This is a genomic window from Luteitalea sp., assembly GCF_022842525.1.
GTDB lineage: Bacteria > Acidobacteriota > Vicinamibacteria > Vicinamibacterales > Vicinamibacteraceae > Luteitalea.
The window spans coordinates 1-25,031 of record NZ_JALHPM010000101.1 but is presented as its reverse complement, the minus strand read 5'-3'; the positions used below and the strand labels follow the sequence as shown (position 1 = coordinate 25,031).

The following is a 25,031-nucleotide window of genomic DNA, read 5'->3' as shown; positions in this document are numbered from 1 at the left end:
CGGTCGCCAACGGCTATCGCTCGACGGTGGCCGTCCTCAACCAGGGCGTCCGCAACGCCAACGACGGCCTCTCGGATCTCCAGATCAAGGACGGCGCGCTGGACAACGTGTCCAAGCTGCTCGACCGGCTCTCGACCCTGGCGACGCAGGCCGCCTCGGGCCAGACCACCAGCACCTCGCGCACGACGCTGAACGCCGAGTTCGCCGACGTGCTCAGCGAAATCAACCGTGAGTCCAGCGTGGCCAGCCTGTCGGCGTCGCAGGGCTTCTCGGTGTTCGTCAGCAACAACAACACGGACGGCAAGGTCGGCGGCAACATCGGCGCCGTCACCACCACCTCGCTCGGCATCAACGCCGACGTGTTGACGTCACAGGCGGCCGCCCAGACCGCGGTCAGCAACGTCGCCACCGCCGTCAACACCCTCGGTTCGGTTCAGGGCCAGGTCGGTCAGCTGCAGAACCGCCTCAGCTACGCGATCAGCCTCGCGCAGAGCCAGATCGTCAACAACCGCGCGGCCGAAAGCCGCATCCGTGACGCCAACATCGCCGAGGAGTCCGCGAACCTGACCCGGTTCTCGATCCTCAACCAGTCGGGCATCGCCGCGTTGGCTCAGGCCAACGGCCAGACGTCCGCCGTCCTCTCGCTCCTGCGAGGCTGACGCCTCGCACCTGGCGCCGCTCGGGGACCTCCGGCCCCGGGCGGCGCGTTTTTCCCCGCCGCCACCTCGACTGCCCCAGCCGCTCACCCGCCCGCCCCCTATAGCTTCCCGGTACACTGCCGATTGAAGGGATAGATCCCCTCGGTCCGGGGGTCGGAGGCGCGTGCCATGAGTTCGCCCATCACGTTCAGCGGCTTCAACAACATCGACTTCAACAGCGTGCTGGAAGCGCTGTCGGCGCAGGAGCGGCAGCCCGTCGTCCAGCTCGAGACCGAGCAGGCGCAGCTGCAGAAGCAGCGCACCGCGTTCGGCACCCTCGCCACGCGCCTCGGCGCCGTGGAGTCGGCAGCCCGGGACCTCGCGTCGGCGACCGCCTTCAATGCCACCAAGGCGACGATCTCGAACGAGAGTGCCGCGCGCGTCTCGGCCGGGGCCAGCACGCCCACGGGCAGCTACTCGCTGCAAATCGACCAGCTCGCGACGTCGCAGGTCACGGTCACCAACGGGACGATCCCCGACAGCGACCAGACCATCGTGGCCACCGGCGGCAGCCTCACGATCGGCGACACCACGGTGAACATCACCGGGGACGTGACGCTCGAGGGGCTCGCGACGGCGATCAACTCGACCGAAGGCATCGACGTCAACGCCTCCGTGGTGCGGTCGACCGGCGGGAACTACCAGCTGGTGCTGACCAGCAAGGAAACCGGCGCCGCGTCGGCCTTCGCGGCGCCGGTGAGCGCCCTGACCGGCGGCACGGGGCTCAGCTTCGCCGCCACCAATGCGCAGGACGCCCAGGACGCCCAGGTCACCATCAACAACGTGCCCGTGGTCAGCGCCTCCAACACCATCGAGGGCGCCATTCCCGGCACCACGCTGACGCTGCAGCAGGAGACGCAGAACCCGGTGACGATCATGATCACCGCGGACCTGTCGTCGGTCGAGGAACTCGTGAAGAAGTTCACGAGCGCCTACAACGATCTCAGCGCGTTCCTCGAGCAGCAGACCAAGGCCTACGCCAACAAGGAACGCGACAACATCGGCGGCGATCCGCTGGTGCGGCAGCTGAGGAACAGCATGAGTCGCGTGGTCAGCGGAGAGGTGGCCACCGGCGGCGAGTTCACGTCGTTGAGCCGGGTGGGCCTCACCTTCAACCGCACCGGCCAGCTCGAGTTCCGCAATGCCGACCTGCAGGCCGCCCTGTCCACCGACCGCAACGGCGTCCTGGCGCTGTTCCAGGGCGGCACGGGCTTCGACGGGGCCTTCGATGCGGTCAAGGCCGCGATCGGCAACTACACGTCGTCCGGCGGGCTGATTCCGACGGCCCAGACGCGCCTCGACCAGCAGCTCTCGAAGATCGGCGAGCGCATCTCCGAAATGGAGCGCCGCCTGGCCATTCGCAAGGAGGCGATGCAGAAAGAGTTCATCGCTGCCGATTTGGCCATTGCGCAGCTGAATGCTTCCAAGAGTCAGCTGGGCTCACTCGGGGCCTCGTTCAGCAGTTTCTAACGCACGGACCATTCGCTCATGTCGACCCTTCTGGCGTATCACGCTCCCCTCAGCCCGAATCCCGCCATGTACACCAAGGGTACCCAGGCGTACCTGCAGACGCAGGTGCAGTCACGCACGCCCGTCGAACTCGTCGTCATGCTCTACGATGGCGCGCTCAAGTTCCTCGGCCAGGCTCGCGATGCCATGGCGGCCGGCGACCTCGTCGGCAAGCGTCAGTCGCTCTCGCGCGGGCTGGCCATCGTGCAGGAACTCCAGAACATGCTGAACATGGACGCCGGAGGCGAGATTGCAGAGCGCCTCGACGGCCTCTACACTTACGTGCTGGGCCGATGCTACGAGGCCAACGCGCAGCGCGACGCCGCGGGCATCGACGAAGCCATCAAGCTGCTGACGCCGTTGCGGGACGCCTGGGCCGACATCTCGGCGCAGGGGCCGTCGTCGGCGGCCTGAGTCTGACCCGGCCGGGAGGGCTGCACGCGTGACTGCTGATCTTGAGACGGTGCTGGCCGACTATCGCACCGGCCTCGATGCGGAACTCGCCCTGCTGGCGCAGCTCGAACAGGTGGCGATCCGACAGCACGCCCTCCCCCAGCCGGCGACGCCCGAACCCCTCACCGGCCTGGCGCTCGAACGCGAGCGCCACCTGACCGCGCTCACCGCGCTCGAGCAGCAGGTGCAGCCCCTGCGTCAGCACATCGCGACGCATCTGACCAACGCCCGGCAATCTCCCGGATTCGCCGGCATCGCGGAACGCCATCGGCGTGCCAGCGAGCTGGTCGCCCGCATCCTTCACCTCGACGACGAGAGCCTGGACGTGCTGACACGCGCCGATACGGAGCGACGTGCGGCCGCCCACAGCCTCGAGACCGGCGAAGCCACGCTGGCGGCGTACCGCCGCATCCTGCAGCAGCCGTCGGCAGGGCTCTTCACGCAGCGCGGGTGAGGGCGGCAGGCGCGGTCAGGCCGAGACGGCGACCGGCGGGGACAGCACGCGTCGACCGAGCGGGCGCTCGGCATGGAGGAAATACCCCGTCTGGACGAACCCGCGCGCGTCGTAGAGGGCCCGCGCCTGCGGGTTCTCCTCGCTGACGAGCAGCGTGGCCGTCGCCCGGTCGTGCTGCACGCCCCACGACAGCAGCGCGTCCAGCATGCGGCTGGCCAGGTGCTGCCGCCGCGCCACCGGGTCCACCACGATCTGCGCGAGGTGGATGGTGCGCTCCGACAGGGCGGTCACGATCGCGGCACCAGCCAGCGACGTCCTCGACTCCCCCGCCGTCACCAGGCTGGCGTCCGGCAGGAAGTGGCCGAGCGCCGTCCCCCGCGTCAGTTGGCCGAGATACTGCGCCCATTCGTCCAGTCGTCCATGGGGCGCGAAGCAGCGCGCGCCAGGCACGCCGGCATAGGCACGCGAGAACAGCCGGACCAGGTCCGGGCCGTCGCTGTCGAGCACGGCGCGCAACGCCGGGTCGGGGGGCACCACGCAGGATCGCTCGAGCGTGCGCCGCAGGTACCAGTACCGCGTCACCGCGAACCGTCGCCGCTGCAAGGCACTCTCGCAGGCCGGACTGTCGGGATAGACGAACAGCAGCACCTCGTGGGCCAGCGACGCCTCGGGTGACTTGAAGATGGCGTCGAGCAGCAACCGCACGCCATCCGCCGTGCGTGCGTGAAGCGCCCCGACCTGCAGGACACCCTGCTGCACCAGAAAGTACGTCCACCCGACGATGCTCTGGCCAGGGCCGCGGACGACGAGCCCGGGCAGCGTGCCCGCGGCACGCGCCTGCTCGAGCACACGAAGCGATGCAGTCAGATCCCACTGCAGGCCGTTGGCCCACCGGGAGCGCTCGCCCTCGTAGACCGGCTCCAGGGCCGATGCCGGCAGATTGCGCCAGTCGTCGACCCTCATGACGACGAGCCCGGGGAGCGCGAGGCCAGCTGGGCCAGTGACGCCGGCAATCCCGCCGGCGCCGCCGCGCGGCGATTCTCCTCGCGGATCTGGTCGTAGACCTCCTGTCGATGCACGGGCACATCGGCCGGGGCCGTCACGCCGAGACGGACGGCGTCCTTGCTGACCCGCAGGACACGGATCTCGATGCCATCGGCCACGATGATCGCTTCGTTGCGTCGACGCGTGAAGACCAGCACGGACAGGCTCCTCGCTCAGAACAACTGCGTGAGCTCGAACCGCAGCGGGTAGAGGCTGTTCGAGGGCATCAGCTGGTAACCCAGCATCCGCGTGGGGTTCACGACGACCGGGGCGCGCAGGTTGACGAGCGTCTGGTCGTCCAGCACGGTCACCACCGAGAGCCAGACGAGCGACGTCTCGTCCGGATCCCCCAGACGGGCGCGATCGACATCGGAGAGCACGCAGCGGTAGTCCGGGAACGCACGGCGGGGGTCGACGGCCAGGAACGAGGCCGACGGCCCCTCGACCGACTGCAGGCACTTGAAGGGCTCGAGTTCGCGCGACGACAGCACGACGAAGCGGCGGCACTCCTCGAAGCCGGGCAGACCGGCTGGAAAGGTGATGATCTGGTCGGCGGCGACGTCGAACGTCCCGAACGCGGTATCGACCCGCGTCACGTCGTCGGGCACTGGAGTGGAGTTCATCGCAGGTAGTCCATCAACGACGACTTCTGGCTGGTGCCGGCCGCCGCGATGGCGGCTGACTGCGCCTGCTGGGCCCGGCTCATCTCGGAGATCGCCTCGGCGAGACTGACTTCCTCGGCCTGGGATCGACGGGTGTCACTGGCGCGGCGCATCTCGTCGAGGCGCGCCTTCTCGGCCGGCAGCGCACTCAGCGTGGCGCCGACCCGGCTCTGGGCCGTGGTCACGCGATTGAAGGCCTGCTCGAGGTCGGCCAGGCCCGCGTCGATGCCGGCCATGTTACCGGTCCGCACCGCGCCGATCAGGCTGTCGAGCGACTGGAACAGGTCGGCCGGCGCACTGCCCTGCAGCAGGCTGCCGCCGTCGACGGTCACGTCCGCCGACGAGGTGCGCGAGACGTCGACCTTCACGACGGTGGCGTCGCCCTGGTAGGCCGAGATGACCGCGCCGGCCTTGGTGTAGGGCGCGGAGGTGTTGTCGGCGCCGGCAAAGAGATAGATGCCGCGATAGCTCGTGTTGATCGCGGTGAAGATGGCTTCCTTGGCGCCCTCGATCTCGAGGGCGATGGCTTCGCGCTGCGCCGGCGTCAGCACCGTCGTGCGACCGGAGGCCGCCTTGGTCTGCGCCGTGGTGATGCTGGAGATCACGTCGCTCAGCACGGTGTCGGTGACCCGGAGGCGCGAGTCGACCGAGTCGTTGGCCTCCCGGTAGCGGTCGACGGCACGAATCTCGGCCCGCTCGCGCAGGCCGGTGGTGGCCGCGGACGGGTCGTCGCTGGCCTGCTGCAGCCGTTTGCCGGACGACACCTGCTGCTGCGCCCGGGCGAAGGCCACGGCGGTGCTCTGGATGTCGCGCAGCGAGTTGCGGAACAGGGTGTTGTTGGTGACGCGGAACATGTCGGCCTCGAGCTAGCGCTTCAGCGACAGCAGGGTGGTGATGGTCTCGTCGATGACGGTGAAGAACCGGGCGTTGGCCTCGTACGCGCGCTGGTAGCGCAGCATCATCGCGGCCTCTTCGTCGATCGAGACGCCCGACACGCTGTCGCGGAGCTGCTCGATCTGCTGGACGATCTCTTTGCGACTGGCCTCATCGGTCTCGGCGCGATGGACATCGCTGCCGACGTCGTAGACCAGCGCCGTCCAGGCCTGATCCGGCGTCCGGCCGTTGACGATGGACGCGTCGCGCAGGTCGGCCAGCTTGCGGGCCACGGCGTTGTCGCCTGGCGCCGCGACGCCGGCCGCAGCCAGACGGGACGGATTCCCGAGCAAGGCCGGGTCCATCCGTAGCGCCGCCGCTGCCCCCGCGACGCCCGTCGGCGGAGTGAAGAACGTGCCGCCCGCCGCGCCCGTCAGGTCGAAGCCGGTCGCGTGCAGCGCGTTGACCTCGGTGGCCACGGCGTGGGCGATCTCGTCGAGCTGCGCGCTGTAGCCCGGGATGTCGCGGTCGCGCACCTGGAGCAGGCCCCCGAGGTGCCCGTCGGTAATCTCGGCGGTGATGTCGACGCCGCCGGCGCGAATGCTGGCGTAGCCGGCCGGCGGGCCGCCGACGGCGGCCAGCGGATAGGCATCCTCACCGATGACCAGCGGGCGCCCGCTGCGCGTGACGATCTGCATCGTCCCGTCACCGAGCTCGAGCACCTGCGTGCCGAGCAGTCCGGACAGGTCCTGGACCGCCTCGACCTGCTGGTCGCGCAAGTGCAGCGTCTGCGACGACGGCGACGTCCCGATCGACTTGTTCAGGGACGCGATCCGGGTCGTCAGCTCGTTGATGGTCTGGACGTCCTCGCGCAACCGGACGTCCGCGGCCTTGGCCGCATCGGTCAGGCGCGTGGCCATGCCATTGAACGCGGAGGCGAGTGACGCGCCTTCCGACAGCACCTGCTGGCGGGCAGTCGAGGACGACGGCGCGTCCGCCAGTTCGGCGAAGGCGTCGAAGAAGTTCGCCAGACTGGCGTCGACCGAACTCCCCGGCTTGCCCAGCGCGACTTCGGCGAGGCCCAGGGTATCGGCGATGGCCGACTGCTGCTGTTCGAGCGGCGACTCGTCGTACAGGCGCTGATCGTAGAGGCGGTCGCGCATCGAGCGCACGGCCAGCACTTCGACGCCGTTGCCGGCCGAGAAGCGATCGGGCGGCGGGATGGCGCCGAAGTCGGCCACACGCTTGGTGTAGCCCGGGGTGTTGACGTTCGCGAGGTTGTTGCCGACCACGTCCAGGCCGAATCGCTGGACGTCGAGGGCGCGCGAGGTGGTGCCGAGCATGCCAAAGAGCGACATCAGCCTCTCGCAGTCAGGAAAGTGCCCGCGTCACCGGACGACAGGGGCTGCCCCACCGGGCTGTACCCGCGCGGCACATCGGACGACGGTGCCGGCGCGCCGATGAGCAGCGACAACGAGCACCCCAGACGCCGACATCGCGCCAGGGCCGCCGTGAGCGCACGGACACGATCGGGCGCCAGGACGTCCCCGCGGGGACCGGCGTCGGCGACGGCGGCCTGGAACGCGAGGGTGCGTTCGGCGAGCATCGCCTCGCTCGCCGCCAGACCGTCCTCGCGCACATGCGCCAGGGCGTCGGCCAGCGTACCGAGGGCCTGCTCCAATGCCTCTGCCGTCGTGCTCAGTCGGGATGTCTCAGTCACACCCCACGCTCCGCATTCCGGCCGGGGTCCATCCCCGGCCTATTTCGACAGCACGCTGTCGATGAGGCGGTCGGCGAGCCGGCCCGGGTCGTTGCCGATCTCGCCGGCAGCCAGCTTGGCCTTGGCGCGCTCGACGACGTCCTGCCGAATCTCCGGGGCCTTGGCGGCGGCATCCACCGCCTTGCCGAGCAGGCGCGCGTCAGCCGAGACCTCGACACGGTCGCCGGCATCCACGCCACCACGCGACTGCTGTGCGCGCTGCTGTGCGGCCTTCTCGACCTGCTGGGTCTGGCCTGCGTCCTGTACACCCGAGGGGCGATCGCCCTGAATCTTCATCGTCTACTCCTGTGGCGCGCGGCGGATCGGCCGGCGCTTGAACCAGGAATCGGCAGCCGTTCACTGACCTTTAATGTCACTCGTCAAATTCCTGACGAACTGTTCCGGGTCCACCCGTCGACCGCCCTGTGTCACCTCGAAATGGAGGTGCGGACCGGTCGATCGGCCCGTACTGCCCACCCGGCCCACCTGCTGGCCCTGGGTGACGATGTCGCCGGCCTTCACGTCCAGCGAGGCGAGGTGTGCATACCGCGACTCGAAGCCGTTGTGGTGCCGGACCACCACCGTGAGGCCATAGCCTCCCTGCGCCTCGGCGGTGACCACGGTACCAGCCGCTGCGGCGGGCACCTCGGTACCATGTTTGGCTGCAAGGTCGATGCCGCCGTGGAATCGCGCCTGGCCCTTCAACGGATCGGTGCGCCACCCGTAGGCCGAGCTCACCCGCCCCGCCAATTCCAGCGAAAGCGGGCCCGGGGCGCCGCCGACCGCCTCGACCTCCCGTGGCATCGCATGTCGAAGTGTCGACACCGCGACCGACGCCGCGGTCGGTGAGACCGCCAACGGGGTCGCTGACGTCACGGGCATGGCCCGTCCTGCCTGCGGCGTGACCAGCGATCCGGGCGCCACGGCCGTCTGCTGACGCTCCCACGACTCGACCATCGAGGGCGTGAGCCCCATCCCGCCGGCCTTGGCGAGGTGCAGCGCGAGCTCCTGATCGATCGTCGAGCTGTAGGTCTCCTTGCCGAGCCCCTCGCCGTCGCTGCCCTCGTCGAGCAGGGACTTCCGCATCTGCTTGATCATCTCCAGCATCAGCATCGACTCGAACTGCGCGGCGAGTTCGCCCAGCTTCTCCCGCTCGGCGGCCGGGGCGGCCGTGCGGTCGAGCGTCGTCAGCCGGTCGGCGCCGGGGGTCGGGAACGAGAGCGAAGGACTCGTGTCGCGGGACATGGTTCGGGAGTCGGGAGTCGGGAGTCGTCAGATGATGACGATGTCGGCGCGCAGCGAGCCCGCCGCCTTGAGCGCCTGGACAATGGCGATGATGTCGCGTGGCGTGACGCCGAGCGAGTTGAGCGCACGGACGACGGCATCCAGCGTCACGCCCTCCTCGAGGGCGATCAGCCGGGCGTCGGTCTCACGGACGTCCACCTGCTCGTTCGGCACGACGACGGTCTCGGCGCGATTGGGCGCGAACCCATTGGGCTGCGAGACGTCGAAGCGGGTGGAGATGCGCACCGAGAGCGACCCGTGCGCCACGGCGGCGGCGCCGAGCGTCACCAGCGAGCCGATGACCACGGTGCCCGTCCGCTCGTTGATGACGATACGGGCCGGCATGTCCGATTCGACGGGCAGCGGCTCGATGCGCGCCATCAACTCGGGAATGTTGCCCTTGAAGTGCGCGGGCACCGTGATGCTGACCGTGGCCGGATCGAGCGCCCGTGCCGAGCCGACGCCGAGCGCGCCGTCGACGGCCGCGGCGAGGCGCGAGGCCGTCGAGAAGTCCGGCGTGTTGAGCGCGAGCATGACCTGGTCGCCGTCGGGCACGATGCCGCGGGGCTGCACCTGCACCATGGCGCCGCCGGGCACGCGCCCCGCCGTCAGGTGATTCACCTGCACGCTGTTGGCCTGCGTGCCCCCACCGAAGCCCCCGAGTGTCAGGGCGCCCTGCGCGAGCGCGACCACTTGCCCGTCGGTGCCCCGCATCGGCGTCGGCACGAGCGTGCCGCCCTGCAGGCTCCGCGCGTCGCCAATCGACGACACGGTGATGTCGAGGCGCACGCCGGGCCTGGCAAAGGGCGGCAGTTCCGCACTCACCATCACCGCGGCGATGTTCTCCACCCGCATCAGGTCGGGTGACACCACCACGCCGAAGCGCTCGAGCGTGTTGGCCAGGGACTGGTTCGAGAAGAAGGTCTGCCGCCGGTCACCCGTGCGGTTCAGGCCAATCACCAGGCCGTACCCGATGAGCGGCATCGCCCGCACGCCGACGAGCGACGCGACGTCCTTGATCCGCATCGAGGCGCCGCTGCGCGCGCCCACCGGCGCGCTGCCGAGCACCACCACCGCCATCAGGACCGCAACCATCATGCGAGACACGTCGTTGGCTCCGAACGAACCCGATCCGGGTTCAGAAGATCTTGTTCATGATGCGCAGCAGCCAGCCCGGCTTCAGGTTGTCCTTCATCAGGCCGCGGCCGTAGTACTGGATGCGCAACTGCGCGATCTGCGTCGAGAAGACCTGGTTGTTGCGACGGACGTCCTGGGCGCGGACGATGCCGGTGAGCACGACGACCTGGCGCTCGCCGTTGAGATCGAGCTCGCGCACGCCCTCGAGCACGAGGTCGCCATTGGGGAGCACCTCGCTGACACGCGTGGTCATCGTCGCGGTCAGCATGCTGGTGCGGGTGGTGGTGCCGCTGCCCCTGAAGGCGCTCTCGGCACTCATGCTGGCCAGGTTGGTCGGATCGATCGCCGCCGGCAGCTTCGTTTCGAGCCCGAACAGGGTCGGCATCGATGCGCTGCCGTCGCTCGACTTGTCGAGCTGTGAATCGGCGGTCGCCGACGACTCGATGTTCTCGATCACCCGGACCGTGATGAGGTCGTTGACACGACTCGCCCGCCGATCAGACGCCAGCCCGGAGATCCAGTCGATCGACGGCTCGTCGGCCTGCGCGGGCGCGGAGCGCGCCAGCGCGCGCGCCGTCTCGAGATGCTTCGCGATCGCCTGATCGTAGGTGTCCTTCGAGACCTTCTGGGGAGCCTGGGCCAGCGCGGTCGAGACGCCGAGCAGGGCGCCGATCACCGTGAACACGACCGTCCTACGAGCCATGGACCACCTCCACTTCGGCGTCGGCGACGACGCGGGCGCGCAGCCGTCGACGGCTGTCCGGGTTGACCACGATGACCGTGTCGCCGAGCCCGCCGGACTGGGCGGCGATGGCGCGCCCGCGCACTTCGAGCCCGCCGACGCGCGCCACGGTGACGACCTCGTCGCCCGACGTCACGAGCGCGCGCTCGACGATCGCGGCGGCCGTGAGCACATCGTCGGCGAGCAGCGCGCGGCGGGCCATCGCGCCGGTCACGGCTGCGAGCGTCGGCAGCGGCGAGAACGGCTGCCGGCCGATGTCCTCACGGACGGTCACGACGTCCGCGGGGCTGAAGGCGTGGCGGGCCGGCACCCGGTCACGCGTCCGCAGATGCGTGGCGCGCACGTCGACCCGGGCCGTGAGGCGACCGAGGCGCCGCGGCGACAGCTCGCCCGCCGCATAGAGGACGAAGCGCACCGGACCGGCCGTGCGACTCTGCGGCTCGGCGATGGCGGTGGCCATCTGCGACGCGTCGCCCGCGAGCGACAGGACCGGCGCCGACAGCGTGACCTCGGCGTCGCCGCCGAAGACTTCGCGCACCGACCGCGTCGCCACGGCCACGGCGGCGTCCACGTCGGCCGTCGTCTGCGCCCACGCCGGGGCGCCCACGACCAGCCACACGGCCGCGACGCGCGCCAGGCGCGTCCACGGCGCGCGCATGCGATCAGCGCGCAATGTTGTTCACCTGCGACAGCATCTCGTCGGCCGTGCGAATGACCTTGGAGTTCGCTTCATAGGCCCGCTGCCCGAGGATCATGTTGACCATCTCCTCGACGATGCTGACGTTGGACTCTTCGAGGAATCCCTGCTGCAGCGTGCCCATGCCTTCGGTGCCCGGCAACCCCGTGATGGCGTCGCCCGACGCGGTGGTCACCGTGAACAGGTTGCTGCCCATGGCGTGCAGGCCGGCGGGGTTCTGGAACATCGCCAGCTGGATGGAGCCCACCTGCTGCGGGGCACTCTCGCCCGACACCGCGGCCGACACGATGCCGTCCTTGGAGATCGTCACCGACACGGCGTTGGCCGGGATCGTGATGGCCGGCTCGAGGACGTACCCCTCGTTGGTCACCAGCGTGCCCTCCTGGTTCACGTGCAGGTTGCCCGATCGCGTGAAGGCGGCCTGCCCGTCCGGCAGCGTCACCTGCAGGAAGCCGCGGCCTTCGATCGCCAGGTCGTACGGCGCATTGGTGGCGCGCAGGTTGCCGCTCGCGAAGTCGCGCGAGATGGCCACCGGCTTGGCGCCGAGGCCGAGTTCCACGCCCACCGGCGATTCGGCCGTGCCATTGGTCGGCGTGCCCGGCGCGACCATCTGCTGGTAGACCAGGTCCTCGAACTCGACGCGGCTCTTCTTGAACCCCGACGTGTTCACGTTGGCCAGGTTGTGGGCAATGTTGTCGATGTTGGCCTGCTGGGCATTCATGCCGCTCGCGGCGGTGTACATCGCTCGAATCATGTTCGTCCTCGATCTGTCGATTACCGGTTCGCCGAAGAACGGGCTGCGGTGCCGTGTCGCCGCCGGACTCTGTCCGGCGGGCGACGTTCACTGAGCGTCGGACAAGTCCGACGCCTACACCCAGGCCCGCGTGCCGGCGTGCTGGCGACTACCGCCGTCCGAGCTCCGTGATGGCCCGCCCATCCAGTTCGGTGCTGAGAATGTTCAGGCCGCGCTGCAGGGCCTCGAAGCCACGCGACACTTCCGTGAGCGCCACCATGCGGTCGACGACCGACACGTTGGAGGCCTCGAGCATGCCGGACCGCACGGTCGCGGTCGGGGCCTCGGTGGGCGTGACCGTGGTGGGCACGCGGAAGCGGCCGAGATCTTCGCGCTGCAGCTCGGAGTAGTCGCCGAAGTCGACCACGCGCAGTCTGCCGGCCGTCTGGCTGCCGACGCTCACCGTCCCATCGTCGGCCACGCTGATGGGGCCGGCGTTGCGGCCGACCTTGAGCGGGCCGGCCGCGGTCTGTACGGGGAAGCCGTCCGCGGTGACGACCGTGCCGTCGGCCGTCAGCGAGAAGTTGCCGTTCCGGGTGTAGCGGGGCCCCTGCGTCGTGTCCACCACGAAGAAGCCGCGGCCCTCGATGGCGAAATCGAGATCGCGATTGGTCTTCTCCATGGCGCCGGGGCGGAAGTCCAGGTGTCCAGGACCGGGCGCCACGTCCACCGCCGCCTGCAGGGCCTTGCCGAAGCTCGGACGCTGCGCGGCGTGGGTCGTGACGCGTTCGGCCTTGTAACCCGCGGTCTTGGCGTTGGCGATGTCGGAGGCGAGCCGATCGAGTTGCTCGAGTCGCGTCCGTAGGCCGCTCAACGCTGCGTAACTGCCACCTGCCATGTTTTCTCCGTCCGAGAGGGCGCGACGATCAGGTCTTCAGGACCGAATGCCCCGTCGAGACGTACCCATGCAAATCCCGGGCCCCACGTGTGCTGCCACGTCTGGGCCCGTCCGGCGGTGGCGGCGTCGGCAATGCGTCGGGCGGCCTGCACCGCTGTCAGTCGTCCGACACCACTGACCGGCGTCGGGGTGGCGTCGAGGCCATAGGCCTCGAGCAGCGCCTCGAGTACGGCGTCGCTCACGAGGTAGGCCCGCACCCGCATGCCGGTACCCGACTGCAGGGCGGCGATGGCCGTCCGTGGCAACGGCGCGGCGGCCGCGATGCGCAAGGTGCCGTCACGTTCGGTCTCGAGCGGCACGACGCCCAGGGCCTGCACGACCGTCCTCGAGAGCCCCGCCACCGTGAGGCGCACGGAGCGCGGGTCGATGCGGGTCAGGAACCCGACACCCGATTGGCGGGCCAGGGCATGCGTGATGGTGGCCTCGTCCACGGCGCCCATGGCGAGCAACTGCGCGCCGAGCCGCAACCCGCTGGTCCCCTGCCCCTGCAGCGCATGCGCCAGGGTCTCGGCCGAGATGCTGCGCGCGGCCACCAGGGTGGCACCGAGGCGCACGGGCGGCATCGTCGGCACGCGGACGATGCGCGGTGGGCGCAGCGCCTCGATCCGGCGTGTGGTGACGTCGGCCAGGCACGTGCTGCTGCAGAACCACTCCCCGTCGAAGTGGATGCCCGGACGCGCCCACTGCACGACGCGCCAGGTCGGACACTCGCTATGCGCGCAGCGAGGCACGGCCCGACTCCGTCGTCTTGCGCGTACGTCCGGACGCCCCGGCATCGGCCAGGGAGAGGCGCAGGCGAACCTCGCCTTCGGAGACCTGCTCGGCGGCCGCAATCTCCTTGACGGTGCGTCCACGCCGGGTGGCCGCCCGCAGCCGGACGGCCGTCGGCCGCGCCGCAGGAGGCGCCTGCGGTGCCGCTGCCGGGGACGTGCCCAGCGAGGAGAGGCGCTCGACTTCGGCGGCCACCTGGCGGAAGCCCGTCTCCGTCGTGTCGGTGAGCAGGTTGACGCCCTCCTGGAGGCGGGCGATGCGCTGCTCCAGTTCGACGGTGTGTCGCAGCGCGCGCACCAGGCGCGTCGCCACCAGCAGGATCACGCCCGTGGCGAGCAGCAGGATGGACGTCAACACGAGCATCGGCATCGGCATCGAAGGTCTCCTTACAGTTCCAGGCTGCGGAGGCGGTCCGCGGGACTCACCACCTCGTTCACGCGCACACCGTAGCATCCCGACACCACGACCACCTGGCCGCGGGCGACGAGACGGCCATTCACCAGCAGGTCGACCGGATCATCGGGCGATCGCGCCAGGTCGATCATCGAACCGGGGCCAAGACGGGCCAGAGCCTCGAGCGTCATCTGGGTCTCGCCGAACCGCACCGTGATCGGCAGTTCGATGTCGAGGACGACGTCGAGATTGCGCGGCGGCGGTGACGCCATCGCGGCGGCCGGTATCGTGGGCGGCGGCGGGGCCGAGGGTTGGGCCGGCATGGCCGGGCGCGCGGGCTCGGGCGCCAGACCCGCGATCGTCCGTCCCCACCCGACCAGCCGGATGGGGTCCGCCGTGCCGACCATGAGGTCGTAGTGCTGGGCATCGGGCAGCACGGGCGCGGTGGCCGGTCCGGCGTCCTCGACGGTCAGTCGCAGGCCCTTGCCGTCGCCATGGACATGGGCACCGGCCGCCTGGCCAATCAGTTCCTTGAGCGCGTCGACGATGTCGGCGTCGCCGACCAGGGCCGGATCCCCGAGGATGGCGGCGACCAGTTGCGTCGCGCCGTCCTGGCTGAGACCGAGCCACACGGTCCCGACGCCGGTGCCGCCGACCTGCACCGGGACCTGCCAGTCGACCGTGGCCTCGCCAACGGTCGGCATGCAGCGCACGGCCGTGCCGGTCATGGCCCCGAGGGACTCGCCCAGGTTGGTGGCCAGTGCGTCGATGAGGAGCTTGGTCTCAGGCATGCGCCACCTCTGCCCCGCTTCCCGTGGTCACCGGCTGCAGCAGGCGCACGCCGGCGTGGCCACGCTCCTGCATCGGGTAGGCATCGAACTTGACGGTGTCGCAGACGCGGACCTGCAGGGGATCCGAGAGCCGATGGCCGAGCGCGATCACGTCGCCGGGCGAGAGTTCGAGCACGTCACGGGCCGACAGGGTGGTCTCGACCGTGGCCGAGACGTCGACCGGGAGGTGCCCGAGCGTGCGCCAGAACTGCTGCCGGTCGTCGATGGTCGGCTCGCGATGCGATCGGTACCAGGTGTGGGTGAACGAGTCGCCCACGGTTTCGATGGCGGTGGCCGGCAGACAGAAATTCAACATTCCGCGCGCGTCGCCGATCTTGATGTCGAAGCCAATGAGGACCACGACTTCATTCGGGGCCGCCACCTGCAGCATCTGCGGGCGCGTGTCGCGGCCGTTGACCCGGAAGCGCACGTCGACGATGTTGCGCCACGTCTCGGTGAGGTGCTCGAGCACCAGCTTGACCACGCCGTCGATCACGTTGTGTTCGATCTCGGTCAATCCGCGCGTCGGCGCCATGCCCTTGCCGGATCCCCCGAGCATGCGGTCGATCATCGAGAACGCCACCGAGGGGTTCAGCTCCAGCGCGCCCAGGCCCTCGATGGGCGTCAGCGAGATGGCATAGAACGCCGTGGGATCGGGCAGCGACATCAGGAACTCGGAGTACGTGAACTGCTCCACCGAGGTCACGTTGACGTCGGTGACGGTGCGCAGGTACGCCGACAGCGACGTCGAGATGTTGCGGGCGAACCGGTCGTGCAGGAAGTGCAGCGACCGGATCTGCTCCTTGTTGACCCGGTCCGGGCGGCGGAAGTTGTAGACGATGACCGACTCGCTGTCGATCGGCAGGCTTCCGTCGGCTTTGGCCGACTTGTCCAGGTCCGCGGCCGATGTCAGGAGGGCATCGATCTCGTCCTGGGAGAGGATCTTGCTCACGCCCGCGCCTCGGGCTTCTGCAGTCGGGTCTTGAGGCTGCTGCGCAGGCGAGAGAGCGCCAGCGAGCGCAACTGCGACACCCGCGACTCGCACACGCCGATGACCGCGCCGATTTCCGCCATGGTCATCTCTTCCTCGTAGTAGAGGGCCAGAATCTGCCGTTCACGCTCGGGCAGTTCCATGATGGCCTGCGCGAGCAGCACGCGCAGTTCCTTGCGTTCCAGCTGGGCGTCCGGGCCCTCGTCCACATCGATGCAGAGTTCGAGCAGCGGCTGGCCGTCCTCGCCCGTGGCATCGAGTTGCCGGATGGCGCCGACGTCGAGCGTCCGGACCTGGTCCATCGCCTTGTCGTACTCGCTCGGCGACATCTGCATGTGACCGGCGACCTCGTCCTCGGTCGGCTCGCGCTTCAGCTCGGCGCGCAGCTTGGCGACCGCGCCGTCGAGTTCACGGCGCATGCGGCGGAGGGAACGCGGCGCCCAGTCGAGGTCACGCAGCGCATCGAGCATGGCGCCCTGCACGCGTCGGCGTGCGAAGGCGTCGAAGGGCACGCCCATCGACGGCCGGTAGCGGCCAGCCGCGTCGATCAGTCCCATCACGCCCACGCTGATGAGATCGGTCATCTCCACCTGTGCCGGCAGCCGCTGAGCCAACCGGTGCGCCATGGCCTTGACGAGGCCGACATGGGCGATCACCAACTGGTCCCGGTCCATATAGCTCGCCTGCGGGGTCAGTACCGGCACGGCCTCTTCTCCTGTCCAGCGCCCCTGCGCGGGGGCATTCATGCGTGCACCACGGGGACCTGCCCGAGGAGACACGCGGCAATCATGTCGGGCTCGCCCTCCACCAGGTCTTCGGGGACTCGCTGCCCCAGCCCGATGAGCGATACCGGCACGTCACGTTCATGGAGGGCGCGGACCAACGGCATGACCGTCTCGGCCTCGTCCACCTTCGAAATCACCACGCGGTCGGCCCCGGCGAGGGCGAACCGGTCCCAGATGCGGTCGAAGTCCCGCGGCGTGGTGCCGCCGGGCACGACCAGATGGGTGTGCACGGCCGGCAGGGTGGACAGGGCCGCGAAGAACGCCCCCGCCTCCTCGTTGGCCGGCGAGAGACCGGGCGTATCGACCAGGACCGGCAGGCGGCTGCTCGTGACGGCCCCGGTCACCTCGTCGGGTGTGCGGGCGACCACGAACGGGCTGCCGATGATGTCGGCGTAGAGTCGCAGCTGTTCGACCGCCCCGACCCGATAGCCGTCGGCGGCGACCAGCCGGTACCGCCGCTCCCCGCGCGCCCGGGCTTGCGCGGCAATCTTGGCGATGGTGGTCGTCTTGCCGACCCCTGGGGGGCCGATGAAGACGTTGACGTCCCCGAGCGCCGTCCCGCGGGTGGCGATGGGCGCCAGGCAGGTGGCGAGCGCTTCCCGGATCTGGCCCTGCGAGACGTCGCGGCGGCGCCCCTGCGGGATCGCCTCGACGACCGACTCGGCCAGCTCGCGGTCCAGTCCGGTCGCCATCAAGCGGGCCACCAGACTGTCGGTCACCGGCACCCGCGACGTCGTCGCCGGGGCGTGTGCGGGGTGTGCGGTTGCGGCATCGCGAGACCGTCGGTTCTCCGACACACCCGACGGGGCGAATGCCGAGACTTCGACCTCCCGGCCCCCCAGCCAGCCGCGCCACCCGGAGGACGGCACCAGCCGCGTGCCGAGCACGAGGGCTGACGGACCGAGGGCCTCACGGGCCTGGGCGAGTGCGTCACGAACACTGGAACTGCGAAATCGCTGAGGAGTCATGGCGTCAATCGAGTACGGCCACCGGTGCAACCTTCACGTGGGTGGGGACCTCGCTGTGCGAGAGCACCCCCATCTGCGGAAGCACCCTGGTGAACAAACGCCACAGGTGCGGACGCAGTGCTGGTGAACACAAAAGCACAGGCTGTGCCACCGCCGTCTCGAGGGCGCGCGCGATGCGTGAGGCCATCTGCTGGGCGTCGTTCGGGTCGATGGCGAGCACGACACCGTGGTCGGTGCGGACGATGGCCTGCATCAGCCGCTCTTCGAGCGAGGGGGCGAGGTTGATGGTCGGCAGGTCGCCCTGCTCGGTCTGGTGCTGTCGACAGATGGCCCGGCCCAGCGCCTGACGGACCGCCTCGTTCAGCAGGTCCGGATCCTTGGTCTGAGCTCCCACGTCGGCCAGCGCTTCGAGGATGGTGGTCAGGTCCTTGACGGGCACCCGCTCGCGCAGCAGCTGCCGCAGGACGCGCTGGACGTCGCCGAGGCCGAGCAGCTTCGGGATCAGGTCGTCCACCAGGCGCGGCGACTGCTGGGCCACGCGATCCACCATGTCCTTGGTGTGCTGGCGCGTCAGCAGGTCGGGCAGGAAGTTCCGGATGACCTCGGACAGGTGCGTCGAGAGGGCGGTCGTCGGGTCCACGACGGTGAAGCCGGCCGCGGTCGCGGCATCGCGCTGCTCGGCCCGGACCCACAGCGCCGGCAAGCCGAACGCCGGTTCGCGCGCCGTCGTGCCCTCGATGGTACCGGTGGCCGTGCCCGGGTTGATGGCGAGCAGGCGGTCGGGCATCAGCTCCGCGCGTGCCACCTCGACGCCCTTGACGAGCAGCGCGTACGTCCGTGGGCCGAGCTGCAGGTTGTCGGCCACGTGGACCGGCGGCACGATCATGCCGGTCTCGGTGGCGATCTGGCGGCGAATCGACTTGACGCGCTGCAGCAACGTGCCGCCCTGGCGTTCGTCCACGAGCGAGATCAGGGCGTAGCCGACCTCGACGCTGAGCGGATCGACCGAGGCCAGAGTCTCGACACTCGCCTCCGGTGCGGTCGGCGCGCCGCCGGTGTCGGTGGGCCCCTCGAGGGCATCCTCGCCGGCGCCCGGCCGATTGGCGTACGCGGCGTAGGCGAACGCGGCGGCCACGAGGAAGAACGCCATCTTCGGCAGACCGGGCACGAGGCCCATGGCGAACAGCACGGCCGCGCCAATCGCCAGCGGCTGCATCTTGGAGAGCAGCTGCGTGGCGACGTCCTCGCCGAGCGACGACTCCGAGGAGGCCCGCGTGGTGATGAGGCCGCCAGCCATCGACACGAGCAGCGACGGAATGGCCGTCACGAGCCCCTCGCCCACCGTCAGGATGGTGAACGTCCTGGCGGCATCGATGATGTCCATGTCGTACTGCATGACACCGATGACCAGGCCGGCGACGATGTTGACGCCGGTGATGAGCAGGGCGGCCAGCGAGTCGCGCTGGGTGAACCGGATGGCGCCGTCCATCGCGCCGTAGAACTCCGCCTCCTTGCGCACGTTGTCGCGGCGGCGCTTGGCCTCGCGGTCGTCGATGGTCCCGGCGTTGAGGTCGGCATCGATCGACATCTGCTTGCCCGGCATGGCGTCGAGGGTGAACCGCGCCGTGACTTCCGAGATGCGGACCGCACCGTGATTGATCACCACGTACTGGATGGCGATCAGCACGAGGAAGACCACGACGCCGACGACGAAGTTGCCGCCGACGACGAACTGGCCGAACGACATGATGACGTGCCCGGCCGCATCCACCCCCTCGGCCCCGTGCAGGAGGATGAGGCGGGTGCCGGCCACGTTCAACGACAGACGGAGCAGGGTGAGCAGCAGCAGGAGCGACGGGAACACCGAGAACTCGATCGGGTCCTTGACGTAGACGGCCGTCAGCAGCAGGACCACCGACAGCGCGATGTCCACCGACAGCAGCAGGTCGAGGATGACCGGCGGCAGCGGCAGCACCATCAGTGCCAGCACCAGGATGACGACGCCTGGTACCAGCAGCTGTGACGGCCCGAAGGGTGTGGGTCTCGACATCGAACGACGCTCCTCGCTCACAACACCAGCTGCTTGAGGCGGATCAGGTACGCCAGGATCTCGGCCACGGCCTCGAACAGGTCACCGGGGATGGACTCCCCGACCTCGACCTGCTTGTAGATGGCCCGGGCCAGCGGCGGGTTCTCGACGATCGGCACGCCGTGCTCGCGGGCGATCGTGCGGATCTTCAGGGCCAGCGCATCGGCGCCCTTGGCCACGACCTCGGGGGCCATCTGTCCGCGGGTGTACTGCAGGGCGACCGCGAAGTGGGTCGGGTTGGTGATGACCACGGTCGCCTTGGGCACGGCGGCGAGCATCCGCCGACGGATCATCTCGCGCTGCACCCGCCGGACGCGCGCCTTGATCTCGGGGTTGCCCTCCTGCATCTTCGAGTCGTCCCGGACCTCCTGCTTGGTCATCTTCAGGGACTCGCCGGTGCGGTACATCTGCAGGCCGAAGTCGGCCGCGGCGAAGGCGAACAGCGTCACCACCGCGCGCTTGAGGAAGAGGACCGTGTGCTGCCAGGCGCTCAACCCGGAGGCCACCGGCGTCAGCAGCGCGAAGGCGGGCGACTCGAGCAGCAGCGTGTCGATGGTCGCCCACGCCACGGCGCCGACGATCGTCGCCGCAATCACCGTCTTGACGAGGTTGATGCCCGCCTGCGACGGCATCAGCCGCTTGACGCCCGTGGCCGGATTCAGGCGCGCGAAGTCGACCCGCAGGGCCTCGTTGGCGAACACGAAGCCTCCCTGGGCCTGGGTCGACACCGCCGTGGCGACGAAGGCGGCCACCGCGAGCGGCGCCACCAGCCAGCCGATCTGCATCACGCCCTGCACGGCCAGGTTGACGACTTCGCCGCTGGTGATCGCCTGGTGCCGCGCATCGCCGACGCGCGACAGTCCCTGGCCCACGATCGTGCCGAGACCCGAGATCATCGAGGGGCCCCAGTAGGTCAGGACCATCAGGGCGGCCCCGAGGTGGAAGGCGTCGTTGAGGTCACGGCTGCGAGCCACCTGTCCGCGCTTCCGCGCGTCGGTGAGTCGCTTGTGTGTGGGTTTTTCTGTGCGGTCGTCGGCCATGTCAGTGCATCGCCGCGGCCGTGCGGGCGCCGAGCGTCAGCGCCTGCGGGAACGCCCGCATGAGGATGTCGGGCAGGACACGCACCGTCAGCGCGAGCGCCATCCAGCCGATGAGGAGCCGCACCGGCGCGGCTGTGACCATCAGGTTCAGCGTCGGCGCCACGCGCGCCATCACGCCGAGCGCCACTTCGACGATGAGCAGCACCACGACGATGGGCGCGGCCAGGCGGACGCCGAGCGTGAACATCAGCCCGAACATCCGCGCCACGAGTTCGCCGAGATCGGCGGCGACCGCCCCGCCGCCGATGGGCAGCGCCTGATACGACGCGGCCAGCGCCCGCAGGACGTCGTGGTGGGCGTTGCTGAGGAAGAAGACGATCATCGCGATCGAGCCGTACAGCGCCGCCAGGACGTTGTTGCGGACGCCGCTCTGCGGGTCGATCAGGGCCGCGTACGACAGCCCCATCTGGAATCCGGTGAGGTAGCCGCCCAGCTCGGCGCCGGCCTGCAGCAGGCGTACCGCCATGGCCATCGCGAAGCCGATCAGGGCCTCGCGCAGCACGATGGTGAGGAACATCCCGGACTCGATGGTGCGGGGCACCCCGATGACGGGCGCCATGAAGGCGCCGAGCACCAGCACCAGGCCAATCTTCGCCTGCGCCGGCGCATACGTCCCGCCGAACATCGGCGTGGCCAGCACCAGCAGGCTGGGACGGATGAGCACGATCGCGAAGACGAGGATGGGCGAGAGATCCATCAGCGCACCAGTTCGGGCAGGCGCGTGACCATCTGCCGTGCGAAGCCCGACATCAGCCGCAGCATCCACGGGAACGTGATGGCGAAGGTGAGGAAGATGGCGGCCGCACGCGGGATGAAGGCCAGCACGTTGTCCTGGATGCTGGTGACCGTCTGGAACACGCTGACCGCCACGCCGGCCACCAGCCCGGCCAGCAGCATCGGCAGGCTCACGAGGATGGCCAGCTCGATGGCCTGGCGCACGATACCGACGACGAGGGCTTCTGACATCACGGCCTCAGAGGAAACTGCGCACCAGCGAGGACACCAGCAGATTCCAGCCGTCGATCATCACGAAGAGCATGATCTTGAACGGCAGCGAAATCATCGCCGGTGGCAGCTGCAGCATGCCCATCGAGAGCAACGTCGTGGAGACGACCAGGTCGATGAGCAGGAACGGCACGAACAGGTAGAACCCCATCTGGAACCCGGTCTTGATCTCCGACAGGATGAAGGCGGGGACGACGACCCGCATCGGCAGCGCGTCTGGCGTCGCCGGCCGCGCGACCTTGCCCAGTTCCACGAACAGGGCCAGGTCGGCTTCGCGGGTCTGCTTCAGCATGAACGCGCGCAGCGGCGGCGTCCCGCGCTCGAGGGCCTGGGTCACCGTGATCTCGTTGCGCAGCGCCGGCTGCACGGCCGCCTCGTTGACCTGCTCGCCCACCGGCGCCATGACGAACACGGTCAGGAACAGCGCCAGGCCGATGAGAATCTGGTTGGACGGCGCTTCCTGCGTGCCGAGAGCCTGTCGCAGGAAGTGGAAGACGATGACGATGCGCGTGAACGCCGTCATGGTCATGAGGATGGCCGGGATGAAGCTGAGCAGCGTCAGCAGCAGCACGACCTGCAGCGGCGCCGACACCGCCCCGATGCCATCGATGTCGATGCGGGTGGCGTCGGTGCCCTGCGCGAGCACCGGCGCGGCCAGCAGCAGCCACACGACGACCGTGCCGCCGAGGCGCCGGAGGAGCCGGGTCATCGGGCCTCCTGGACGTCGAGCGGGGCGGCCCCGGCTGCGGGAACGCGCGCCGCGAGGGCGTCCTGGAACGACGTGCCCGGCCCCGACAGCTCGGTGACCAGCGCGACGTGCATCGGGGTCACCCCGAGCAGCAGGCGCCTTCCCTCGACGGAGACGATGACGAGCTGACGGCGATCCCCGAGCCCGAGCGCGGTCTCGATCTGGATGGCGCGCGGTCCCTTCTTGAGGCCCCCCTGCCAGCCCCCGCGGCGAATGAGCCAGAGGCAGCCGGCGAGCAGACCGAGGACGACCAGCAGCGAGACGAGCGTGCGCACGACGCCGGGCCCATCGGACCAGCCGACGGCCGGCACCGGGGCCTGCGCCTGCGCGAGGAGGACGGAAAGCGTCACGCGAGCGCCTCGGTGGCCGCCTTCTGGCGGAACTCGGTGAGACGGAGCGAGACGCTGTCGTCGATGATCACGACCTCGCCGCGCGCGACGGGCACGGCATTCACCAGCACGAACAGGTCCTGCCCGGCCGACTGCGACAGCCGCACGACGCTGCCCTTCTGCAGGGCGAGGCAGGCGCGCAGCGTCATGGCCCCGCGCCCGAGGATCACGTCGACGTGCATCCGCACGTCGCCGAAGCCCGCCAGGGCCGAGGGCAGCGACAGGTCAGAACTGGATGACGAAGTCGGAGAAGAGGACATCGATGACCTCGTGATGCAGTGCCAGGGACGCCTTCTCGGCGATGGCCTTCTTCAGCGTGTCCTTGCCTTCGGCCGTGGCAATCGCCGCCGCCGTCTGCGTGGACAGCAGGTCGAGGACCATCGACCGCGCCCGTGCGATCGGCAGCTTCTCGTGCTCGAGTTCCTTGATGACGGCCTCGTCGCCGTCGATCACGAGCTGGACGTTCGTCCGGAGGAAGCGCTGCGCATCGGTGTCGGCCAGGTTGACCGTGAAGACGTCGAGCGGCAGCAGCGCACCGCCTTCGGGCACCTCCGACTCCTCGTCGTGGCTCGCCTTGGCATGGCTGTCCTTCTTGCTGCTCTTCTTCTTGCCGTGGTCTCCGGCCTCTTCCTCACCGGCGGCGGCGGCCTTCTGCTTGCCGAACCACCAGTAGCCGCCCCCACCGCCTCCGGCCAGGAGGACGACGAGACCGATGATCAAGGGCAACTTGCCCTTCTTCTTGGCGTTGGGATCTGCGGGCTTCGCGGCTTTGCTCATGGATGCTCCTGAGTCCGCCCCACGGCGGCTGCTACAGGAGGGAGCAAGGCTGATGCCGCGGCCGCGCGCGGGACGCGCGGCTCAGGCCCGTTGAAGTTGGCTGGAAATGTGCCGATTTCGTTCCGTGAGCCCGGAACACGCCGACCGGCGGCCGCCGTCACACCGGCGGGGGTGACGGACGGCCGACACGTGGTACCTCACTGGGGCCCGGAGGGGCGCCCGTCCTGCCCCACCGCGGCTAGAGCAGTTGCTCGAACCGCGGACGGTCCGCCGTGCCGGGACCGTCGGCCTCCGGCGCGACCCGCGGGCGACGACGCTGCTCGGGCGCGGAGTCCTGGTCGGGCTGCTGCTGACGCTGGTCGTCGGGCGAGACGACCAGCTCATCGAGGTGCAGCCCGGCGGCTTCCATCTGCTGGCGGAGCGTGTGCTGGTGCTGCAGCACCCACTCCTGCACCTGGGCCGACTCGGCCCGCACGACAGCCGTCACCGCTCCGGCCTCGACGCGCAGCGTGACGGTCACGGCGCCGAGCGCATCGGGCCGCAGGTGCAGCTTGGCCTCGCCGATGCCATCCTTCCACTGCATCTTGAGCGACTGCACCACCTGCTGCATCACCTGCTCACCCACCGCCGGCGACAGGGGCGGCGCTGCGGCAGACATCGACGATGGGGTGATCTCCGGCGAACCCCCGGACGGAGCCACGACCATCGGGCCGAGACCGGATGGCAGTTGATGGTCGGCGCCGGTCGACCGGTCGCCGCCCGCCTGCGACAGCCTGAACAGCACCTCCGACGTTCGGGATGCCGGCCTCGCCGCCGCCGTCACCCCGCCCACACCCGTGGCGATGCCCGTCGACGTCTCGGCTGGGAAGGTGCCCTCGACCGGAGCCTGCTGCCCCATCCACTGCGCCAGGCGGCTCGACGCCGCTGATGGCGCGGCCGACGCGCCTGTTGTCGTCGGCTCGGGCCGCACCTCGACCACCGGCGGGATCGTGGACGCGGCCTCCCCGGTGGCCGCGCGGCGTGCCGCGCGCCAGCGCGTCAGCATCTCCATCGTCGGGGGCGGCAGGGGACCGGCGGTGTCGCTCGGCGCGGGACGGATGTCACGCGACGGCTCGTCGGTCGGCAGGACCTTCCAGGCGCCCGGCGACGGCTCCGTGACACGGGGCGCCGCCAGCTCCGCCG

32 protein-coding genes are annotated in these 25,031 nt (G+C 69.8%); 4 read left to right on the top strand and 28 right to left on the bottom strand.

The genetic code is table 11. The features are described 5' to 3' along the window. From Q0C41_RS18820 to Q0C41_RS18805, 4 genes are all read left to right on the top strand, one after another. Window positions 1–659, top strand: a 659-nt coding sequence (locus Q0C41_RS18820; RefSeq protein ID WP_291986243.1) for a flagellin, incomplete at its 5' end; no start/stop codon positions are given. Between the two features lie 168 nt (window positions 660–827). After that, window positions 828–2,168, top strand: coding sequence for a flagellar filament capping protein FliD (gene fliD / locus Q0C41_RS18815; protein WP_291986241.1), 1,341 nt, complete (start codon window positions 828–830; stop codon window positions 2,166–2,168). An 18-nt stretch (window positions 2,169–2,186) separates the two neighbouring features. Next, window positions 2,187–2,621, top strand: coding sequence for a flagellar export chaperone FliS (gene fliS / locus Q0C41_RS18810; RefSeq protein WP_291986239.1), 435 nt, complete (start codon window positions 2,187–2,189; stop codon window positions 2,619–2,621). 28 nt (window positions 2,622–2,649) lie between these two features. Then, window positions 2,650–3,114 (top strand): hypothetical protein, encoded by a 465-nt coding sequence (locus Q0C41_RS18805; RefSeq protein ID WP_291986237.1) that lies wholly within the window; start codon window positions 2,650–2,652, stop codon window positions 3,112–3,114. 15 nt (window positions 3,115–3,129) lie between these two features. On the opposite strand, the gene Q0C41_RS18800 is transcribed toward Q0C41_RS18805, so the two are convergent. The 28 genes from Q0C41_RS18800 to Q0C41_RS18665 all read right to left on the bottom strand — a co-directional run. Beyond that, window positions 3,130–4,077 carry a GNAT family N-acetyltransferase gene (locus Q0C41_RS18800; protein ID WP_291986235.1) on the bottom strand — a complete coding sequence of 316 codons (948 nt, stop codon included), beginning with the start codon at window positions 4,075–4,077 and terminating at the stop codon, window positions 3,130–3,132. After that, window positions 4,074–4,316: a carbon storage regulator CsrA gene (gene csrA / locus Q0C41_RS18795; RefSeq protein WP_291986233.1), complete on the bottom strand. Its 243-nt coding sequence runs from the start codon at window positions 4,314–4,316 to the stop codon at window positions 4,074–4,076. Before csrA ends, Q0C41_RS18800 begins: the two co-directional genes overlap by 4 nt. A 15-nt stretch (window positions 4,317–4,331) precedes the next feature. Beyond that, the gene (fliW, locus tag Q0C41_RS18790) at window positions 4,332–4,781 is read right to left on the bottom strand and encodes a flagellar assembly protein FliW (protein WP_291986231.1); all 450 of its coding nucleotides are present in this window, start codon (window positions 4,779–4,781) and stop codon (window positions 4,332–4,334) included. Continuing rightward, window positions 4,778–5,674: a flagellar hook-associated protein FlgL gene (gene flgL / locus Q0C41_RS18785; RefSeq protein WP_291986229.1), complete on the bottom strand. Its 897-nt coding sequence runs from the start codon at window positions 5,672–5,674 to the stop codon at window positions 4,778–4,780. The genes fliW and flgL overlap by 4 nt, the downstream gene beginning before the upstream one ends. Window positions 5,675–5,686: 12 nt before the next feature. Continuing rightward, window positions 5,687–7,051, bottom strand: a complete 1,365-nt coding sequence (gene flgK, locus Q0C41_RS18780) for a flagellar hook-associated protein FlgK (RefSeq protein ID WP_291986228.1) — start codon at window positions 7,049–7,051, stop codon at window positions 5,687–5,689. Then, window positions 7,051–7,413, bottom strand: a complete 363-nt coding sequence (locus Q0C41_RS18775) for a hypothetical protein (RefSeq protein ID WP_291986226.1) — start codon at window positions 7,411–7,413, stop codon at window positions 7,051–7,053. The genes flgK and Q0C41_RS18775 overlap by 1 nt, the downstream gene beginning before the upstream one ends. A gap of 39 nt (window positions 7,414–7,452) precedes the next feature. Next, the gene (gene flgM, locus Q0C41_RS18770; RefSeq protein ID WP_291986224.1) at window positions 7,453–7,749 is read right to left on the bottom strand and encodes a flagellar biosynthesis anti-sigma factor FlgM; all 297 of its coding nucleotides are present in this window, start codon (window positions 7,747–7,749) and stop codon (window positions 7,453–7,455) included. A gap of 60 nt (window positions 7,750–7,809) precedes the next feature. Next, entirely contained in the window at window positions 7,810–8,697 is an 888-nt protein-coding gene (locus Q0C41_RS18765; protein ID WP_291986223.1) for a peptidoglycan DD-metalloendopeptidase family protein, read from the bottom strand. Between the two features lie 27 nt (window positions 8,698–8,724). After that, the gene (locus Q0C41_RS18760; RefSeq protein ID WP_291986245.1) at window positions 8,725–9,834 is read right to left on the bottom strand and encodes a flagellar basal body P-ring protein FlgI; all 1,110 of its coding nucleotides are present in this window, start codon (window positions 9,832–9,834) and stop codon (window positions 8,725–8,727) included. Window positions 9,835–9,874: 40 nt separating this feature from the next. Continuing rightward, window positions 9,875–10,576, bottom strand: a complete 702-nt coding sequence (locus Q0C41_RS18755; RefSeq protein ID WP_291986221.1) for a flagellar basal body L-ring protein FlgH — start codon at window positions 10,574–10,576, stop codon at window positions 9,875–9,877. After that, window positions 10,566–11,273, bottom strand: a complete 708-nt coding sequence (flgA, locus tag Q0C41_RS18750; protein ID WP_291986219.1) for a flagellar basal body P-ring formation chaperone FlgA — start codon at window positions 11,271–11,273, stop codon at window positions 10,566–10,568. The genes Q0C41_RS18755 and flgA overlap by 11 nt, the downstream gene beginning before the upstream one ends. A 4-nt stretch (window positions 11,274–11,277) precedes the next feature. Continuing rightward, window positions 11,278–12,066 (bottom strand): flagellar basal-body rod protein FlgG, encoded by a 789-nt coding sequence (gene flgG, locus Q0C41_RS18745; protein ID WP_291986217.1) that lies wholly within the window; start codon window positions 12,064–12,066, stop codon window positions 11,278–11,280. 148 nt (window positions 12,067–12,214) lie between these two features. After that, on the bottom strand, window positions 12,215–12,919 hold the full coding sequence (locus Q0C41_RS18740; RefSeq protein ID WP_291986215.1) for a flagellar hook-basal body protein: 705 nt from the start codon (window positions 12,917–12,919) through the stop codon (window positions 12,215–12,217). Continuing rightward, window positions 12,916–13,692, bottom strand: coding sequence for a hypothetical protein (locus Q0C41_RS18735; RefSeq protein ID WP_291986213.1), 777 nt, complete (start codon window positions 13,690–13,692; stop codon window positions 12,916–12,918). Before Q0C41_RS18735 ends, Q0C41_RS18740 begins: the two co-directional genes overlap by 4 nt. Before the next feature lie 22 nt (window positions 13,693–13,714). Further along, window positions 13,715–14,149, bottom strand: a complete 435-nt coding sequence (locus Q0C41_RS18730) for a hypothetical protein (RefSeq protein ID WP_291986211.1) — start codon at window positions 14,147–14,149, stop codon at window positions 13,715–13,717. An 11-nt stretch (window positions 14,150–14,160) separates the two neighbouring features. Beyond that, on the bottom strand, window positions 14,161–14,958 hold the full coding sequence (locus tag Q0C41_RS18725) for a FliM/FliN family flagellar motor switch protein (protein ID WP_291986209.1): 798 nt from the start codon (window positions 14,956–14,958) through the stop codon (window positions 14,161–14,163). Beyond that, window positions 14,951–15,949 carry a flagellar motor switch protein FliM gene (fliM, locus tag Q0C41_RS18720; protein ID WP_291986207.1) on the bottom strand — a complete coding sequence of 333 codons (999 nt, stop codon included), beginning with the start codon at window positions 15,947–15,949 and terminating at the stop codon, window positions 14,951–14,953. Before fliM ends, Q0C41_RS18725 begins: the two co-directional genes overlap by 8 nt. Next, window positions 15,946–16,734 (bottom strand): sigma-70 family RNA polymerase sigma factor, encoded by a 789-nt coding sequence (locus Q0C41_RS18715; protein WP_291986205.1) that lies wholly within the window; start codon window positions 16,732–16,734, stop codon window positions 15,946–15,948. The genes fliM and Q0C41_RS18715 overlap by 4 nt, the downstream gene beginning before the upstream one ends. Continuing rightward, the gene (locus tag Q0C41_RS18710; protein WP_291986203.1) at window positions 16,731–17,741 is read right to left on the bottom strand and encodes a hypothetical protein; all 1,011 of its coding nucleotides are present in this window, start codon (window positions 17,739–17,741) and stop codon (window positions 16,731–16,733) included. Before Q0C41_RS18710 ends, Q0C41_RS18715 begins: the two co-directional genes overlap by 4 nt. A gap of 4 nt (window positions 17,742–17,745) precedes the next feature. Then, the gene (gene flhA / locus Q0C41_RS18705) at window positions 17,746–19,791 is read right to left on the bottom strand and encodes a flagellar biosynthesis protein FlhA (RefSeq protein WP_291986201.1); all 2,046 of its coding nucleotides are present in this window, start codon (window positions 19,789–19,791) and stop codon (window positions 17,746–17,748) included. A 17-nt stretch (window positions 19,792–19,808) separates the two neighbouring features. Then, on the bottom strand, window positions 19,809–20,870 hold the full coding sequence (gene flhB / locus Q0C41_RS18700; RefSeq protein ID WP_291986198.1) for a flagellar biosynthesis protein FlhB: 1,062 nt from the start codon (window positions 20,868–20,870) through the stop codon (window positions 19,809–19,811). A 1-nt stretch (window position 20,871) separates the two neighbouring features. Further along, window positions 20,872–21,627 (bottom strand): flagellar biosynthetic protein FliR, encoded by a 756-nt coding sequence (locus Q0C41_RS18695; protein WP_291986196.1) that lies wholly within the window; start codon window positions 21,625–21,627, stop codon window positions 20,872–20,874. Beyond that, window positions 21,627–21,896, bottom strand: coding sequence for a flagellar biosynthetic protein FliQ (locus Q0C41_RS18690; RefSeq protein WP_291986194.1), 270 nt, complete (start codon window positions 21,894–21,896; stop codon window positions 21,627–21,629). Before Q0C41_RS18690 ends, Q0C41_RS18695 begins: the two co-directional genes overlap by 1 nt. Before the next feature lie 7 nt (window positions 21,897–21,903). Then, window positions 21,904–22,644: a flagellar type III secretion system pore protein FliP gene (gene fliP, locus Q0C41_RS18685; RefSeq protein WP_291986192.1), complete on the bottom strand. Its 741-nt coding sequence runs from the start codon at window positions 22,642–22,644 to the stop codon at window positions 21,904–21,906. Continuing rightward, the gene (gene fliO, locus Q0C41_RS18680) at window positions 22,641–23,033 is read right to left on the bottom strand and encodes a flagellar biosynthetic protein FliO (RefSeq protein WP_291986190.1); all 393 of its coding nucleotides are present in this window, start codon (window positions 23,031–23,033) and stop codon (window positions 22,641–22,643) included. Before fliO ends, fliP begins: the two co-directional genes overlap by 4 nt. Then, window positions 23,030–23,332: a FliM/FliN family flagellar motor switch protein gene (locus Q0C41_RS18675; RefSeq protein WP_291986188.1), complete on the bottom strand. Its 303-nt coding sequence runs from the start codon at window positions 23,330–23,332 to the stop codon at window positions 23,030–23,032. Before Q0C41_RS18675 ends, fliO begins: the two co-directional genes overlap by 4 nt. Beyond that, on the bottom strand, window positions 23,298–23,849 hold the full coding sequence (locus tag Q0C41_RS18670) for a flagellar basal body-associated protein FliL (RefSeq protein WP_291986186.1): 552 nt from the start codon (window positions 23,847–23,849) through the stop codon (window positions 23,298–23,300). Before Q0C41_RS18670 ends, Q0C41_RS18675 begins: the two co-directional genes overlap by 35 nt. A gap of 238 nt (window positions 23,850–24,087) precedes the next feature. Continuing rightward, the coding region (locus Q0C41_RS18665; RefSeq protein ID WP_291986184.1) for a flagellar hook-length control protein FliK at window positions 24,088–25,031 on the bottom strand (944 nt) is incomplete at its 5' end.